Origin of the sequence: Agrobacterium tumefaciens (assembly GCF_013318015.2) — a bacterium.
GTDB lineage: Bacteria > Pseudomonadota > Alphaproteobacteria > Rhizobiales > Rhizobiaceae > Agrobacterium > Agrobacterium tumefaciens.
Window position 1 is genome coordinate 109,920 of record NZ_CP115842.1, and the last position, 16,293, is coordinate 126,212.

Genomic DNA, 16,293 nt, shown 5'->3' on the forward strand with positions numbered 1-16,293 from the left:
TAATGCTTTCGACGTAATACCGAGGCTCTTCACCACTCGACGGGAGTAGTCCGCACAATGTCGCACGCCCTTCAACGGACATTCTCCAAACGGCCTACACCTACGGATCCGGCTGCCATCCCAACGGTCAGATTTCCAAGATCCAAGTCCCCACTCTAGATTTGACGCTACCGTCGATTATCGGCGACGCTGTCGGAGCCCTCGATGCACAAAGTCCGCCGCGCCTTTTTCATGGCCATGCTGGAACAGCACCTCGGAATTGCGATCAATCTCGCTCTGATCGCGATCGTATCGAGACTATTGTCGCCGGCGGAAGTTGGCTTTGCCGTCATCGGCTACGGGGTGACATCGGTGATATTCGCCTTTCGCGAATTCGTTTCGTCCGATTTTCTCATTCAGCTCGATGTCGTTGAACGCGATGACATCAACACGTCGCTTACACTCTTGCTCCTCGTCAGCGGCATTCTCGGGATCGTTCTCTATCTATGCGGACCCTATCTGGCGATTTTCTACCACCAGCCCGGTCTCCAGCATTATCTTATCCTCGCAATTGCCGCCGTCATGGCCGAAAGCCTGGGCATGCCGGCATTTTCCATGCTGCGTCGCCGGCTGGCATTCGGCACCATCGCACGCGTCCGAACCATCGGCCTCGTGGCTATGGCTACCGTGACGATCTTCGCTGCCAGCAATGGATGGGGCTTCGTCAGCTTCGCGCTCGGCCTGCTCGTCGGCAACAGCGTTGCCAGCGCCCTTGCAGCCTATGCCGATCCGGCCCAGCGTACAGCACGCCTTTCGCTCAAGTCGTGGCGCCGTATGGCCGAATTCGGCCGTTACAGGGGCGCTGCAACCATCGTTGACAAATTATACGAGTCCCTGCCGCAACTGGTGCTCGGCTTTGCCATGACACCGACAGCGGTCGCGATCTACAATCGCGCCAATACCGTTTGCTCCATTCCCGATCGCATTTTCCTCTCGGCAATCTTTTCCTTCGCCTTCCCGGCGCTCGCCGCCGAAGTTCGCGAAGGTGGAGACGTCCGCAGGTCCTACCTGCGCGCCCTCAGTTACATCACCGTGCTGTATTGGCCGTCGCTGATCATGGTGGCCATTCTCGCCGATCCCATCGTGCGCCTTGCACTTGGAGACCAGTGGCTCGCCGCCGTACCGATCACCCGGATTCTCGCGCTTGCGTCGATCTTCTGGTTTCCCATGGTTTTGACAACGCCGCTGCTGATCGCTCTCAACGCCAACCGGGAGGCTTTTCTGGGCAATTTCGTCTGCCGCAGCGTCTCGGCAATTGTGCTCTGCTCTGCCAGCTTCTTCGGCCTCACCGCGGTAGCGCTGAGCCAGTTCGTCACGCTGCCCTTCCAGATGCTCGTCGCCTTCTATCTGGTAAGACGCCATGCGCACTTTAAGTTACCCGAACTGTTCGCAGCCATCGGGCCGAGTGCCGCCGTGACCCTTGCCGCGATTGTGGGGCCGCTTGCCATATCTGCCTGGATGGGATTCCGCTTCGATTACTCCCTCGCCAAGGCTGGCGGCGCCGTCATCCTTTCGGTGACAGGCTGGGCCGTTTGCCTGTTTCTTCTGCGTCATCCACTCGTCAGCGAAATACGTTCGACGCTCGATGCTTTTGCCGGGAGTCTGCGCAGGGTCGGAAAACCTCCTGCACCGGCTTCCATTCCCGACACCGTCGTTCCCGCAGCGGTGGAACCATGAGCAGCATCGATATCGTCATCCCCAACTACAATTACGGTCGCTTTCTGGAGGGATGCGTAGAAAGCGTCCTTGGCCAAAACATCCCGGACATGCGTATCCTCATCATCGACAATGCCTCCACAGACGACAGTGTCGCGATCGTCCGGTCTCTCGCGGCAGCAAATCCCCGCATCGAAACGAGCCTGCGCGCAAGGAACCTCGGCGGTCACGCGTCTTTCAACGAAGGCATCGATTGGGCTCGGGCGGACTATTTTGCCATCATCTGCGCCGACGATGTCCTGTCGCCTGGAGCACTCGCGCGCGCAATGGAGGCGCTCGACAATAGCCCCGGCGCGCACATGGCGTTCGGCCGCACCACCTTCTTCAGTGACGATGCCGACATAGCATTGGGCCTTCGCAGCGATGCCGGTGGCATGCAGCTTCATCGCGGGGTCGACTTCATCGCCAAAATTTGCGCGACGGGACGCAGCCCGGTAGCAGGCCCACTCGCCGTTACCAGAACGCACATTCAGCAACATGCCGGTCATTACCGGCCCGCACTACGCCATACCGACGATGTCGAGATGTGGATGCGGCTCGCGGTGCTTGGCGACATCGTCGAACTTGACGCCGTGCAAAATTTCACCCGTATCCACGGTGCGAACCAATCCGCCATCCTTGATAACGTGCTTGCCTGGAATACCGAAATCGAAGCAGCGCTCGAAAGCTTCTTCGGCAACGAAGGCGCTTTGCTTGCCGATGCCCAAACCCTGCTAAGGCGCGGTCGCGCGAGCCTGAGCGACCGCGCCTATTGGTGCGCGCTTTCCAATCTGGTCCGGCGCCGGCCCGGCGCGGGTGCCCTTCTCGCACAGGCTTTCCGCCTGAGACCCGCTTCAGCATTTCTGCCACCGGTGAGTTATCTTGTGCGCCGACCTGATGCATTACATCGCATTCGCGCAGCGATCGCCCGCCGATAGCGATAGACCGGCCAAATTTTCGATGATGACGGCCTATTCTTCGGCATTCAGGACAAGCCGCAACAGCGCCGGCAACGAAGCGGATTTCGTTCGGCGCATGATTGATGCGCGATGGTTCTCGACAGTGCGCTGACTAAGCTTCAAATCAGCTGCAATAACCTTGTTGGCCTGCCCCTGAACAATCCGGTCAAGGATCTGGCGTTGCTTGCGAGTAAGCGTTGCCAGCGTGGCACGAGCCGTTTCACGCCGCTCTTCGCGCTCGTTTGCATCACGCGATCGCTCGAGGGCCGATTGCACGCTCCGATATATCTCCTGGTAAGAAAACGGCTTCTCGATGAAATCGGCCGCTCCATATCGCATCGCATTGATTGCCATACGGACATCGCTACGACCCGTGATCACAATCACCGGAAACCGATGATGTTTTTCTTTCAGTAAACGCAGCAACTCCATGCCGACCATGCCCGGCAGATACGCATCGACAAGCAGACAACCTGATCTGTCCGGCTGGTAATCTGCAAGATACTCTTCTGCCGATACATAGGTTGCAACCGTCCAGCCTTCTCCTTCGAAAAGAGCGCGCAAATTGTCCCTGATGTCCTGCTGGTCGTCGATGACTTCGATGAGCCGACCCGTCATCGGCCTCATGTATTCGGGTTCGCTTATGTGCACTACCCTCTCGTCGGTTTGGCGAACAACCAGGGTCTCGACGACCTGCACGACGTCCTTGAGTTTCGCCGGCTTGTGCAGATACGGAATTTCGTGCTGTGCAAAAGCCCTCAGGGCCTTGCTTGAAATATCGCCTGTGAGAATGAGCGCCGGAACATTTCGGCGGAGTGCTTGCCGGATATCTCCTATCGCAGCTATGCCATTCCCCCCGGTAGGGAGATTGTAGTCTGCGAGAATGACGTCGGGCGTGAACTGCAATCCTCGAACAATCGCGAGCGCCTCGGCAGCCGTAGAGGTCGCAGCCACCACATATCCAGTCTGCTCAAGTCCCATCTTGAGCAAATCACGCATGCCGTTTTCGTCTTCGACGATCAGAACCGACGCCCGCGACAGGGTAGCCGCTTGGTTCGAATGGTCATCCACTGGCGCAGGAAGTGGTACAAGCGGCTCACCGGCCGGTGCGTGATCGATCTCGATCATGAATGCCGAACCTTTATGCAGTCGTGACTGCACCACTACCCTTAGTTCGAGAAGCTCGCTGAGCCGCTTGACGATCGACAATCCCAGCCCCAAACCACGGTCTTCCGTTCCAGCAGGCGCATCGAGCTGGAGGTATTCCTGAAAAACATCCTCGATATGGTTTTCGGGAATGCCGATGCCAGTGTCCCACACTTCGAAGCGAACCTTCGTACCGCGCCGGCGACAACCGACCAGAATTTTGCCGCTCGTCGTATATTTCAGCGCATTGGACAGAAGGTTGCGAACGATCTGCTCGAACAGACGCGGATCGGTGCGAACGGCAAGGCTGGACGGCACGACATGGAGTTGCAGCCCGGCGGCCTGAGCGGGATAGTAAAATTCCTTGAAGAGCCTTCCCAGAAGATCGCCTATTGCAAAGCTCACGATCTGAGGTTCCACCATACCCGCTTCGATCTGGTTGATGTCGAGAACGGAGTTGAGTATTCCCAACATCGACGACAGCGTCTCCTCCATCCTCTGAACGAAGGTGCGCGCCTGGCCTTCGCCCACGCTCTTTTCCAAAAGCCCCTGCAACAGCTTCAAGGTTTGCAGCGGCTGACGCAGATCGTGGCTTGCCGCAGACAGGAACTGCGACTTTGCCTCAGTCGCCCGCTCGGCGGATTTCTTTGCAGCCTCCCTGCTTTCCGCAACCTGTTTCTGGGCGCTCATATCGATGAATGTGATAACGACCCCGTCGACGGTTTCGCTCTCTCCGCGATAGGGTTTGACGCGGCGGACATACCAGCGGCCGTCAGGTCCTCCTATCTCCCTGTCGATTGTATTGCCGTCCTGGAAGGTCGCCATCGCATCGACTTGAAGCGTAATGTCGCCGTCAAAGCCGCTAAGGTCCGAGAGGGGGCGGCCGACATCGGACGATATAATCTTGAATACTGACCGGGTGGCTGGTGTAAAAAACCTTATACGAAGACTGGCATCCAGAAAGAGCGTCGGGACATCGGTGCTGTACAAGACGTTTTGCAGATCGTTGGAAACTGCACGCTGACGCTCCAGTGCTTCGTGCAATTGATTGTTGAGGGCTGTCAGCTCTTCATTGAGGGATTGCAGCTCCTCTTTCGAAGTAACGAGTTCCTCATTCGTCGACTGATACTCTTCATTCAGAGACAGTGCTTCGGCGGTGATCTGCTTCTGTTCTTCGCTGGCAATTTCCAGATTGCGTATGGCGCCCTGCAATTCCGCCCGTGTCTCCTCCAGTTCGAATTCCAGCTCGGTAATGGGCGACGCATCTGTCGTCGATGATTTCTGCGATCGGACAACCCTGTTGGCCTGCGCAGCATCTTCCACGAAACATATGAGGAACAGCTCTTCACCCTGACTGAACAGCGGTTCGACGTGAATGCTGAACTCGATATGCGCGCCGTTGCTGTCGAGTTTTGCATTCTTGGCTACGAATGGCTTCTGATCCCGGGTCGCACGGTGGATCGCAGACCTGATCTTATTATGGATCGCCTTCGGTGTCATGGCGAACAGATCATGCGATGCCGGGCCTGAAGCGATCCGCAGGAACCTTGCTGTCGGGCCTATGGAGTAAAGATATTCATACTTTCGATTGACGAGGATCGCGGCGGGCACGTAGCTACCCAGCAGAACCTGGGCAACCGCGTCGGCAAGCGCACTGTGCCTCGACGCTGAAGTCACCTTTCCCAGCGAAGAGGGAATTCTGACATTTCCACCCGGAGCCACGCCGAAATTAAGATCACCGAAAACCGGCGGCCCGATACGCCGATATACCCGTTCGGTTTCCGAAATCAGCTTGAAACGGTCATCCATTCCGCCAACGGTTTCGGATTTTCCGACCAGTAAAATGCCGTTCTCCCGCAAGGCGAACCTGAAAAGCGACAAAACCTTGGCTTGGGCGTCCGCTTCAAGGTAAATCAACAAGTTGCGGCATGAAATCAGATCGATCCGTGAGAACGGTGGGTCGCTCAGGACATTCTGCACGGTGAATACCACCGCCCCACGCAGTTGCGTCGTCACGGTGTATCCGTTGTCATCCCTTACGAAATATTTTTCCAGCAAGTCCGTCGGCAGCGATTTGGTCGCATCATGTGAGTAGTGTCCGTCTCTGGCAATTGCGACCGCCTCGCCATCGGCGTCCGAGGCAAACATCTGAAACTGGAGACGAAGGCCCATGGACTGAATGAGCTCGAGGAAGAGAATAGCCAGAGAATATGCTTCTTCCCCCGTGCTGCATCCAGCGACCCAGACCCGCACTGCTCCGTGAGCCGCTTTTGCGTGGAGAATATCCGGAATAATGGTGTCGCGTAGAAAGTCGAACACCTTCCCGTCGCGGAAGAAGCTGGTGACGTTGATCAGAAGATCCCTGACGAGATTTTGCCGCTCTTCTTCGCTGTTTTCGAGCATCTCAAGATATCGGTCAATCTCCTCGATCTCGATACCGAGAACCGCAATGCGTTTTTCGACACGGCGCTGCATCGTTCCATGTTTATAGGCCGAAAAATCATTCGCTGTGGAAACCCTCAATATCTCGATAATCCGGCCCAGCTGGGGCATTCGGCGCACCATCGAGTGATCGGCTCGAAGCCGCGACAACAGCGCAATATGTTTGGCGATGGCCGCAGGCATCTTTTCGACCGGTAAAACCGTAGCGCCAATGCCCAGCGAAATAACACTTTCGGGCATGCCGCCAAACTGTGCGTCTTGAGGCTCCTGGACTAGAACAAGTCCCTTGAAATCCCTGATCTGCTGGACGCCGGATGAGCCATCTGACCCCGTGCCGGACAGGACAGCTGCTATCGCCCACGGCCCGAATTCTTTGGCCATAGAACCCAAGAGAAAATCAAACGGCAGAGGTGCCTCATGCAGTTCACGCCGGGGCGACAGATATATCCTTCCTTCGTCAACCGACATCAGGAATTTTGGTGGAATGACGTAGACGTGCTCGGGCTCTATCAATGCAAGATTGACAGCCTCGGTCACGACCATATTCGTTTCGCTCGCCAGAAGTTCTGCGAGCATGCTTTCATGCGACCGGTCAAGATGCTGAACGAGAAGAAACGCACAGCCGGTTTTTTCAGGCAACGCCTTGAGCAGGGATCTGAACGCATTCAGTCCACCCGATGAAGCTCCGACGCCGACAATCGGGAACATCCTAACGGGACTTGCTTCCTGTGACCCGGACATCGGACCGGTGTCTACCTCGAAAGTAGAGGGAACCTTGTTACTATCCGCGCCGCGTTCCGTCATATTCACTCTCGTTAAAATTGACGCGCATTCCAAACAGAAATCGACCCTTACGAAGCGTCAGGGGGTGGAGGGTCAACGAAGTCTTGAAAACGGCCAACACGGCCTTGAGATCATTCGTCAGTGATAAATATTCACCACGCCCCGTTATATACGGGGTACAGTGTGTCGAATTGTCTTGAGGCGCAATTTGAAAATGCGATTAACACGCATAGGTTGCCGACATCAAAAACAAGAGCAACAAAGGTTGATGATAAATCAATCCAGCAAATATTATAATTCATCCAATATAATTAGACGCGGCCCGCGAAGAATGACGTTGGTGTGACCGAAATTCCATTTCACCGGTTCTCGTGCGCCTGCTGGCATTTTTACGTCATGCCAGATTGAACACCGTCTCGAAATCTCAATCAAAAGTGAGTAATTTCCGAGCCTTTTCCAGTTGAGATACTCCATTGTAGGATGCCGGAGTAGAAATTCGGGTAGTGCCACGTCTATTGCTTTCTGGCCGACATTAAATTCCGAAAAATCCAGACCGCAATTCAGATCATCTCTTCCGAAGTTCCAGATTGATGACGACGTTCCGGGTTGAATTACCTCCGACGTCCGTTGTGCCGGCTCGTAGAAAGAAACTCTTCGGTTGCGTCTCTGCCAAGCCAGGCAGGTTCGCAAAGCAATCTTTAGCGCGGATAGGACATAACATGCTGACATCAGTTCCTAACAACGGACATAGCCAATTCTCATCAAATTTCCATGTGGTTGCGCATTCGAAACCTATGGAAACTTCGGTTAGAAAGCTGGCGATCATCGACGACCGCGCGCTCGACCGTGAGTGTCTGGCTCAGAGCCTGATCGCATACGGCCTTGATATGGAAGTCGAGTTGTTTTCATCACTCGACGACTGGAGACATGCTCCAAACGGCCAGCATAGCGGCATCCTGGTCAATGTCGGTCGCAGCGATTTTTGCGATGACGTTTCCCTTCACGAGTTGCGGGAATTCATCGCCGATTTCCCTTATCTGCCAGTCGTCATTCTTGCGGAAAACCGCGATCTGCGTCAGGTCATGAGGGCGTTCGACGCGGGAGTTCGCGGGTACATCTCCTCGTCGATAGGGTTGGCGGTGTGCGTGGGCGCCATCTCACTTGCATTGGCGGGCGGCGCTTTCGTATCAGCTGAAAATCTGAGCGATCTCAGGCAGTTGCTCGTGGTTGCGGAAGACAAGGAACGTCAGCGCACGGCCATGTTCACCCAACGTGAGGTCGATGTCATCAACGCCTTGACGCAAGGCAAGCCAAACAAGATCATAGCCTATGAACTCAATCTTCGTGAAAGCACCGTAAAGGTACATATTCGCAATATCATGAAGAAAGTCGACGCCAAAAACAGAACGGAAGTGATCTTTAAAATATCCGATCTCTTCAAAAACTAGTCATGTGTCGTGCAGTGGACCTGTTGTAAATCCATAATTGCCTGCGGGTGTCGGGCCCCGCAAGATGCAAACGCATCGGAACGATTATGACAAGAAGATTGTACATCTCCTCTAAGCCTTTCGGCTAGCATTCCAAGCATAAAGACGGGGTGACGGCCACCGGGCCGGATACGGTAATCTCTGGTCATTGGACATATGGACCCGGGATTTCGCCATGCAAACTATCGTCGAAAATTTCGAAAACTCGGATCGACTGCGCCTGCGCTCCCGCAACATCATACCGGGCGGCGCACATACCTATGCAAAGGGTGACGACCAGTACCCTGTCCTGTCTCCCGGCTTCATTGAAAGGGGATATGGCTGTCATGTCTGGGATGTCGATGGAAATGAATATATCGAGTACGGTATGGGCAATAGGGCTGTCGGCCTTGGCCATGCCTATGCCGACGTCGTAGAGGCTGCGCGTGCGGAACTATACCGCGGCTGCAATTTCACGCGCCCGTCAAAGATCGAGGTGGATTGCGCATCGACCTTTCTCGATACGATCCAGACGGCCGAAATGGTCAAATTCTGCAAGAACGGTTCCGATGCGACATCCGCTGCGATACGACTTGCGCGGGCTGTTACCGGCCGCGACCTGATCGCGCGCTGCAGCGACCACCCCTTTTTCTCCACCGACGACTGGTTCATCGGAACAACGGAGATGAATGCGGGCATTCCTCAGGCGATCCAGAATCTGGTCCTTGGCTTCAGCTATAATGATCTGGCCAGTGCGCGCAGTCTGTTTGACCGTTTTCCAGGCCGCATAGCCGCCTTCATCCTGGAGCCGTCGCGCGGTGATCCGCCTCGGGACCAGTTTCTTCACAAACTCCAGAATCTTTGCCACGAAAACGGCGCGCTTTTCATTCTCGACGAAATGATCACCGGCTTCCGCTGGGATGCGGGTGGCGCGCAGAAGACATACGATATCGTCCCCGATCTATCCTGTTTCGGCAAGGCGCTGGGGAATGGCTTTTCGATTTCCGCACTTGCCGGCAAGCGTGAGTTCATGGAACGAGGCGGTATCGATCAAACCGATGCCCCCCGCGTCTTCCTGCTTTCGACGACGCATGGCGCGGAAACGCATGCGATGGCGGCGGCCATCGCAACCATGAAGGTTTACACGCAGGAACCCGTGGTCCCACATCTGGTCCGACAGGGAAATTCGCTGCGCGCCGCCATCAGCCAGATCGCAATTGCGCACGGGCTCGATTCCTACTTCGGCATCCAGGGCCATTCTGCCTGCCTCAGCTACTTCACGCTGGACCAGACCGGAAAGCCGTCTCAGGCTTTTCGCTCGCTGTTTCTGCAGGAAACCATCCGTCGCGGCCTTCTCGCACCGTCTCTCGTTGTAAGCTACACGCATGAGGACGAGGATATAGCCAAAACGCTTGACGCCATCGATGGAGCGCTCGTCGTCTACCGTAAAGCGCTGGAATACGGCGTCGACAAATTCCTGACAGGACGCCCATCCGATGTCGTCTTCCGGCGTTTCAACGGCAACGCGCAGCATCAGGCCAGCCATGGGTTGGTCATGGCCGACATGCCCGAATTATCGGAAAGCATCCGAAAGCCTTAACCGGCAGGGGCACCTAGACCGTTCGCATTATCGATACAGCCGCTTTGCGCGGTGCATCGATCTAGCCTGAAAAGATACGCTCGTTGCGATCGAAAATAGATTTTGAGGGGAAATTTCATGCACGTTCTAGTCACCGGGCATCGCGGATACATCGGCTCCGTCATGGTACCCATCCTGCGCAAGGCGGGTCACGAAGTACACGGCTATGACACTGAATTCTACCATCGCTGCGCTTATGTTCCAGGCGGACCTTTGCCGCAGGTCCCCGGCGTCTGCAAGGACATCCGCGATATCCAGCCTTCGGATATGGAAGGTTTCGACGCTGTCATTCATCTTGCGGCGCTGTCCAACGATCCGCTGAGCAATCTCAATCCGGAAATTACCTATGAGATCAATTACCGCGGCAGCGTTCGGGCAGCGCGAGCCGCAAAGCAGGCAGGCGTCAAGCGTTTCATCTTCGCCTCGTCGTGCAGCAACTACGGCGCCGCTGGCGAAGGACTGGTCAACGAGACGGCCGAGCTGAAGCCGGTATCGGCCTACGGCACGTCGAAGGTCTTGGCGGAGCGGGAGATTGCAAGCCTTGCGAGCCCCGGCTTCTCACCGGTCTATATGCGTCCGGCAACAGCATATGGCCTTTCGCCCATGCTGCGTTTCGATATCGTCCTCAACAACCTGACCGCTTGGGCGGTGACGGAAGGACTGATCCTCCTGAAATCCGACGGATCGCCATGGCGCCCAATCGTTCACATCGAGGATATTTCGCGCGCCTTTCTGGCTGCGCTCGAAGCGCCGACCGATGCCATACACAATCAGGCTTTCAACGTCGGACAGGATGCGCACAACTATCAGATCCGGGAGATTGCCGAAATCGTCGCTCTCACGGTGCCCGGATGCCGGCTGCAATATGCGAGCGATGCAAGCCCCGATACCCGTTCGTACCGCGTCGATTTTGGCAAGATCGCCCGCGCGCTTCCGGCGTTTAAACCGACATGGACGGCCGCCGCAGGTGCCGAGCAACTCTACCGGGCCTACAAGAGCGCCGGCCTGACAATGGCCGAATTCGAGGGACCGCACTATCAGCGGATCGGCCAACTCCAGAAGCTGATCGGCGACAAGGATATCGACATCAACCTGCGCCGCCCCATGGCCGCGCCGCGCCAGAACGCCGATATTGCAGCATCGGTTTAAACAGGAGGCCCGGATGGGCAAGATGGAGCCTGGTGCAAAGCTGACAGGCGATGCATGGAGAGAGGCAGGTATCGGCCAGACTATTCATGATCTGGCTTCCCGCCTCTTTCCGATCTGTCGCAGCATCACCGGCAAAGGCGTGTGTGACACCATCGATATCCTTAAAGACTATATCGATATCGAGCAGCGCGCCGTCCCTAGCGGGACGCGGGTTTTCGACTGGACGGTGCCCCAGGAATGGACCGTCCGGGACGCCTATGTGAAGAACGCGGCGGGACGCAAGGTAATCGATTTTCAAATGTCGAACCTGCATCTCATGAGCTACAGCATCCCTCAACGTCGCGTGATGCCGCTGGCCGAACTGCAAGCGCATATCTACACCTTGCCGGCACAACCCGATCTCATTCCTTACAAAACAGCCTATTACACGGATGCCTGGGGCTTTTGCATGTCGCATCATGAATTCCTCAAGCTAGAGGAAGGCGACTATGAAGTCGTCATCGACACCGAAAAGGTGTCAGGCAATCTGTATTACGGCGAATATCTGCATATCGGACAAAGCACCAAAGAGGTGCTTCTCTTCGCGCATATCTGTCACCCGTCGCTCGCAAACGACAATTGTTCCGGCCTGGCATTGCTAACGTGTCTTGCTGCAGGCCTGAAAAGCAGGTCCACATATTACAGCTACAGGTTCGTCTTCGCACCCGGAACGATCGGCTCCCTGTCATGGCTTGCGCAGAACGAAGACGGGATATCGAACATTGCGCATGGTCTTGTGGTTTCTTGCATTGGTGACGGGGGCGGGCCGAACTACAAGCGCAGCCGCAGGGGAGATGCACTGATCGACCGGATCGCCGCCTGCACCCGCTGCGGAGAGGATCGCAAACATCTGGCAATCGCCGACTTCATTCCCTACGGCTATGACGAGCGCCAATTCTGTTCGCCGGGCTTCAACCTGCCGGTTGGACTGCTGCAGAGAAGCACTTTCGGAACCTTTCCCGAATATCACACCTCGGCCGACAATCTCGACTTCATCGAGCCCAAACATCTCGACTCATCCTTTTGGATGATCATGGACATGATCGATGCTCTCGAAGACAACTGGACGCCGTTGAACCTTCGGCCCAAGGGTGAGCCACAGCTAGGGAAATACGGGCTTTTCCCTGCGATAGGCGGCCATAAGACGAATGACGACCGTACCATGGCCTATCTATGGATACTCAACCTCGGCGATGGAACCAACTCGCTACTGGATATCGCCGAAAGGTCTAAAATGCCGTTTGTCGATATTGCGAGCGCTGCCGGCAGGCTGCTCGAGGCGGGCCTTGTCTCGAACCTCGGTTTCCTGACGCGCTAGACCTTCATTGCAAAGCGGGCCAACCGAGGTCCTTTTCCGATATGACCGAGGGCGGCGCAGGCCATTCTACACCTATCGCGGGCGCGTCATAACGGATCCCCGCCGCACTTGCCTCGGCATAGGGCGCCGAAATCAAATAGGACACAGCAACGTCGTCGCTGAGCGACTGGAAGCCGTGTGCAAAACCCTCGGGAATGTAGAACTGCGCGCCATTGTCGGCCGACAACACCATGCCAACCCATTGCAGATAGGTCGGCGAGCCGCGGCGCAGATCGACGGCGACATCCCATATCGATCCTTTGACGCAGGAAACCAGCTTTGTCTCCTGATGCGGCGGCCGCTGGAAATGCAGCCCTCGAACGGTGTGTTTAAGCTTCGATAGAGAAAGGCTGTGCTGACTGAAGTCCGATACCAGCGCGTTGCTCTCAAATTCGCGCTTGCAGAACGTCCTGGCAAAAGAGCCGCGACTGTCCCGCACAGGCACCGTACTGACTACCCAAAGCCCTTCGATTTTCGTCTTCTCAAACAGCATTCGGCGCTCCTGATGCAACCCCGTATTCAAGAAGAATTCTCCGCCATTTCAGCGGCTCCGGAATACACCCATAGGCAGCACCATACCTTGAAGGCGGGCTGGCAAATAAGTCACCCTTTCGGTTGCGGAAACCAGCCGCCGGAAGCGCATTTTAGCGGATTATCATATCAACCTACGGCTTATGGATGACGTTTTCGAGCCGAATGCAGTATCGTCACCCACCCCGATCCATAGTATTTTTTCCAGTTAATAAAAGAATTTTCTGGAATTCACTCAAAGACACTGTGATGAAATCAGGGGGCGTCAGATGAATAATGAGGCAGTTTTTTCTGCAAGATTGAGCTCGACGCATCACGTCGGGCTTTGCCGTCTCTGCAGCTCGCCATTGGTGCATACCTTCGTTGATCTTGGAATGTCTCCGCCCTGCGAAAGCTTCGTCGCAGCTGATGCAGCCAACGACGTCGAGCCATTCTATCCGCTCCATGCATTCGTTTGCGACGAATGCTTCCTCGTCCAGCTTCAGGAATATGTGGCGCCCGAGAATATTTTCACGGAGTACGCGTATTTCTCCTCGTTCTCGGACAGTTGGGTCGCTCACGCGAAACGGTATTGCGACATGGTCATCGAGCGCTTCGCGCTTGGCGAATCCAGTTTCGTTGTCGAACTTGCCAGCAACGACGGTTACCTGCTGCAGCACTTCCTGACCAGCAACATTCCGATGCTTGGAATTGAACCAGCGGTCAACGTCGCAAAGGTGGCGATCGGGAAAGGTATTCCGACACTCACGGAATTTTTCAACGAGGCTCTAGCGACCGATATGGCGGCCAGGGGACAAAAGGCCGATCTCATCATCGGCAACAATGTCCTCGCACAGGTGCCTGATATCAACGATTTCGTTGCCGGCATGAAAGCCTTGCTCAAGCCTGATGGCGTCATCACCCTCGAGTTCCCGCATATAGAAAAGCTAATCGAGGAGAACCAGTTCGATACGATCTATCACGAGCACTTTTCCTACTTCTCATTGCTGACCATAGAAAAAATGGCCCGCCGTCATGGGCTCAAGGTTTTCGATGTCGAAGAGATCCCCACACATGGCGGTTCGCTGCGGGTCTTTTTCTCGCACGAAGACGGCAATTTTCCGCGTGAAGCCCGCGTGGATAGCCTTCTGGCACGGGAGTTGAACGCCGGGCTCGACAAGATCGAGACCTATACGGCATTCTCCGAAGCCGTGCGCCAGACCAAGCGAAACCTCCTGTCTTTCCTCATCCGCCTCAAGGAGATGCGCAAATCGATCTGCGCCTATGGCGCACCGGGAAAGGGCAACACTCTGCTGAATTATTGCGGTATCGGCACCGATTTCATCGATTTTGCAGTAGATCGCAATCCTTACAAACATGGTCGCCTCACACCGGGAATGCATATCCCGATCCGGCCCGTCAGCGAAATCCAGCGCATAAAACCGGACTACGTTCTCATTCTCCCCTGGAACCTGAAGACTGAGATCGTTGCACAAATGAACGACATCAGAAACTGGGGCGGGAAATTCATCGTTCCAATTCCTGACATATCCATCATTGATCCGAAGGAGTTGGCACAATGAAGGTCGTCTTGTTCTGCGGCGGCAGGGGTACCCGCATCAGGGAATATTCTGAAAGCGTCCCGAAACCGCTGATCCCGCTCGGGTCTCAACCGATCATGCGGCATGTCATGCAATATTACGCCCGTTTCGGACATGAGGACTTCATCCTCTGCCTTGGCTACAAGGCGCATGTCATAAAAGAATTCTTTCTGAACAGCCGGCCGGAAAGCTATGCCGATTGCGTCATATCGAGCCCCGGACGCGTGGAGTTGCTCGAGGAATTGCCGAGAGAATGGCGCGTATCCCTGATCGATACCGGGATATGGCGCAATATAGGCGAGCGCCTCTGGGCCGTACGTCATCATCTCAAGGGCGAGAAGATGTTCCTTGCCAATTATAGCGACGGCCTGACCGACGTCGATCTCGACGACATGATTGCCCAATTCGAAAAGAGCGACAAGCTCGCCTGCTTTCTGGCTGTCAGACCGCCCCTCACCTACCACCTGGCGGAAATCGACGAGAGCGGAAGGGTCCGGGAATTTCGGTCGTCGGAAACATCCGATATGTGGATCAACGGCGGCTACTTCCTGATGCGGCCGGAAATTTTCGACTACATGCGCGAGGGTGAAGAACTCGTGCTGGAACCGTTCTCGAGGTTGATTTCTGAAGACAAATTGATGGCCTACAAACATGAGGGTTTCTGGCGGTCAATGGATACGCTGCGCGACTGGCAGACGTTGGAGGCGATGGTCGAGCGTGGTGACATGCCATGGATTGGAGACGATGGATCAATGGCACGCAAGTCGTCAAACACGAAACTGCTGCCATGAAAAACATGTCCCTCGCCTCCGCCGGTGATCGCCTGTCGATCCTTTGTCTAGGAGCTCACTCCGACGACATTGAGATCGGCGTCGGAGGCACCGTCCTCAGCCTGCTTTCAAAGGGCGTGTTGCTTGATGTCTATTGGTGCGTCCTCAGTGCCGGCAACGAGCGGGCCCTGGAGGCGCGCAGTTCCGCCGAAGCTTTTCTTGCAAAAGCAGCATCCTACTCGATTGAGCTCGCATCGTTTCAGGACAGCTACTTTCCCTCGCAAAGCCGCGAGATCAAGTCATGGCTGCTGACATTGCGCGACAAAGTCAGCCCTGACGTCATATTCACACATAGTCGCGAGGACGCGCATCAGGATCACCGCGAAATCAACAGGCTCACATCCAACATCTTCAGAAATCACCTGATCATGGAATACGAAATCCCGAAATGGGACGGCGATTTCGGCAGGCGAAATGCCTATGTGCCGTTGAGCGAAGACGCGATGAACATGAAGGTCGAGCTTCTCTTGCAGCACTTTGGAACACAGAGATCCAAGGACTGGTTTGACGCAGATACCTTTCGCGGCTTGGCGCGGCTGCGGGGAATGGAATGCCGTGCGCCTACACGTTTTGCGGAAGCCTTTACCGTCAGAAAGCTGACGTTCGCCTGAAACAGGCGAAAGCCTGTTGACGTTACG

The 16,293-nt window shown here is 55.6% G+C and carries 11 protein-coding genes; 9 read left to right on the forward strand and 2 right to left on the reverse strand.

Annotated elements, in window-relative coordinates; translation table 11 throughout:
- The first annotated feature begins 204 nt into the window (after nucleotides 1-204).
- Both G6L97_RS14150 and G6L97_RS14155 read left to right on the forward strand, forming a co-directional pair.
- On the forward strand, nucleotides 205-1,716 hold the full coding sequence (locus tag G6L97_RS14150; protein WP_174003087.1) for an oligosaccharide flippase family protein: 1,512 nt from the start codon (nucleotides 205-207) through the stop codon (nucleotides 1,714-1,716).
- On the forward strand, nucleotides 1,713-2,672 hold the full coding sequence (locus G6L97_RS14155; protein WP_111789528.1) for a glycosyltransferase family A protein: 960 nt from the start codon (nucleotides 1,713-1,715) through the stop codon (nucleotides 2,670-2,672). The genes G6L97_RS14150 and G6L97_RS14155 overlap by 4 nt, the downstream gene beginning before the upstream one ends.
- Nucleotides 2,673-2,705: 33 nt before the next feature.
- Here the strand turns inward: G6L97_RS14155 and G6L97_RS14160 are convergent, their stop codons facing one another.
- On the reverse strand, nucleotides 2,706-6,989 hold the full coding sequence (locus tag G6L97_RS14160; protein WP_174003104.1) for a CheR family methyltransferase: 4,284 nt from the start codon (nucleotides 6,987-6,989) through the stop codon (nucleotides 2,706-2,708).
- Nucleotides 6,990-7,654: 665 nt separating this feature from the next.
- Here G6L97_RS14160 and G6L97_RS14165 point away from each other — a divergent pair.
- The 4 genes from G6L97_RS14165 (at nucleotide 7,655) to G6L97_RS14180 (ending at nucleotide 12,675) form a co-directional block, all read left to right on the forward strand.
- Nucleotides 7,655-8,512 carry a LuxR C-terminal-related transcriptional regulator gene (locus tag G6L97_RS14165; protein WP_236742499.1) on the forward strand — a complete coding sequence of 286 codons (858 nt, stop codon included), beginning with the start codon at nucleotides 7,655-7,657 and terminating at the stop codon, nucleotides 8,510-8,512.
- A 214-nt stretch (nucleotides 8,513-8,726) separates the two neighbouring features.
- Nucleotides 8,727-10,130: a glutamate-1-semialdehyde 2,1-aminomutase gene (locus G6L97_RS14170; protein ID WP_174003090.1), complete on the forward strand. Its 1,404-nt coding sequence runs from the start codon at nucleotides 8,727-8,729 to the stop codon at nucleotides 10,128-10,130.
- A gap of 117 nt (nucleotides 10,131-10,247) precedes the next feature.
- On the forward strand, nucleotides 10,248-11,318 hold the full coding sequence (locus G6L97_RS14175) for an NAD-dependent epimerase/dehydratase family protein (protein WP_003517624.1): 1,071 nt from the start codon (nucleotides 10,248-10,250) through the stop codon (nucleotides 11,316-11,318).
- Between the two features lie 13 nt (nucleotides 11,319-11,331).
- Nucleotides 11,332-12,675 carry a DUF4910 domain-containing protein gene (locus G6L97_RS14180; RefSeq protein WP_174003093.1) on the forward strand — a complete coding sequence of 448 codons (1,344 nt, stop codon included), beginning with the start codon at nucleotides 11,332-11,334 and terminating at the stop codon, nucleotides 12,673-12,675.
- Nucleotides 12,676-12,679: 4 nt separating this feature from the next.
- Here G6L97_RS14180 and rfbC read toward each other — a convergent pair whose 3' ends face one another.
- Nucleotides 12,680-13,207, reverse strand: a complete 528-nt coding sequence (gene rfbC, locus G6L97_RS14185; RefSeq protein WP_062599809.1) for a dTDP-4-dehydrorhamnose 3,5-epimerase — start codon at nucleotides 13,205-13,207, stop codon at nucleotides 12,680-12,682.
- Nucleotides 13,208-13,514: 307 nt separating this feature from the next.
- Here rfbC and G6L97_RS14190 point away from each other — a divergent pair, with 307 nt between their 5' ends.
- The 3 genes from G6L97_RS14190 to G6L97_RS14200 are packed head-to-tail and all read left to right on the forward strand — an operon-like array spanning nucleotide 13,515 to nucleotide 16,266.
- Nucleotides 13,515-14,807 (forward strand): class I SAM-dependent methyltransferase, encoded by a 1,293-nt coding sequence (locus G6L97_RS14190; protein WP_062599810.1) that lies wholly within the window; start codon nucleotides 13,515-13,517, stop codon nucleotides 14,805-14,807.
- Complete coding sequence (locus G6L97_RS14195) at nucleotides 14,804-15,616, forward strand: glucose-1-phosphate cytidylyltransferase (protein WP_062599811.1); 813 nt, start codon at nucleotides 14,804-14,806, stop codon at nucleotides 15,614-15,616. Before G6L97_RS14190 ends, G6L97_RS14195 begins: the two co-directional genes overlap by 4 nt.
- Nucleotides 15,613-16,266 (forward strand): PIG-L deacetylase family protein, encoded by a 654-nt coding sequence (locus G6L97_RS14200; RefSeq protein ID WP_026330955.1) that lies wholly within the window; start codon nucleotides 15,613-15,615, stop codon nucleotides 16,264-16,266. Before G6L97_RS14195 ends, G6L97_RS14200 begins: the two co-directional genes overlap by 4 nt.
- Nucleotides 16,267-16,293 lie beyond the last annotated feature (27 nt).

Excerpts from the sequence above, each read along its gene's own strand:
- G6L97_RS14175 (WP_003517624.1), top strand. The coding sequence starts at position 10,248 with ATGCACGTTCTAGTCACCGGGCATCGCGGATACATCGGCTCCGTCATG.
- G6L97_RS14150 (WP_174003087.1), top strand. The coding sequence starts at position 205 with ATGCACAAAGTCCGCCGCGCCTTTTTCATGGCCATGCTGGAACAGCAC.
- G6L97_RS14190 (WP_062599810.1), top strand. The coding sequence starts at position 13,515 with ATGAATAATGAGGCAGTTTTTTCTGCAAGATTGAGCTCGACGCATCAC.
- G6L97_RS14170 (WP_174003090.1), top strand. The coding sequence starts at position 8,727 with ATGCAAACTATCGTCGAAAATTTCGAAAACTCGGATCGACTGCGCCTG.
- G6L97_RS14200 (WP_026330955.1), top strand. The coding sequence starts at position 15,613 with ATGAAAAACATGTCCCTCGCCTCCGCCGGTGATCGCCTGTCGATCCTT.
- G6L97_RS14155 (WP_111789528.1), top strand. The coding sequence starts at position 1,713 with ATGAGCAGCATCGATATCGTCATCCCCAACTACAATTACGGTCGCTTT.
- G6L97_RS14180 (WP_174003093.1), top strand. The coding sequence starts at position 11,332 with ATGGGCAAGATGGAGCCTGGTGCAAAGCTGACAGGCGATGCATGGAGA.
- rfbC (WP_062599809.1), bottom strand. The coding sequence starts at position 13,207 with ATGCTGTTTGAGAAGACGAAAATCGAAGGGCTTTGGGTAGTCAGTACG.
- G6L97_RS14160 (WP_174003104.1), bottom strand. The coding sequence starts at position 6,989 with ATGTTCCCGATTGTCGGCGTCGGAGCTTCATCGGGTGGACTGAATGCG.
- G6L97_RS14165 (WP_236742499.1), top strand. The coding sequence starts at position 7,655 with ATGACGACGTTCCGGGTTGAATTACCTCCGACGTCCGTTGTGCCGGCT.
- G6L97_RS14195 (WP_062599811.1), top strand. The coding sequence starts at position 14,804 with ATGAAGGTCGTCTTGTTCTGCGGCGGCAGGGGTACCCGCATCAGGGAA.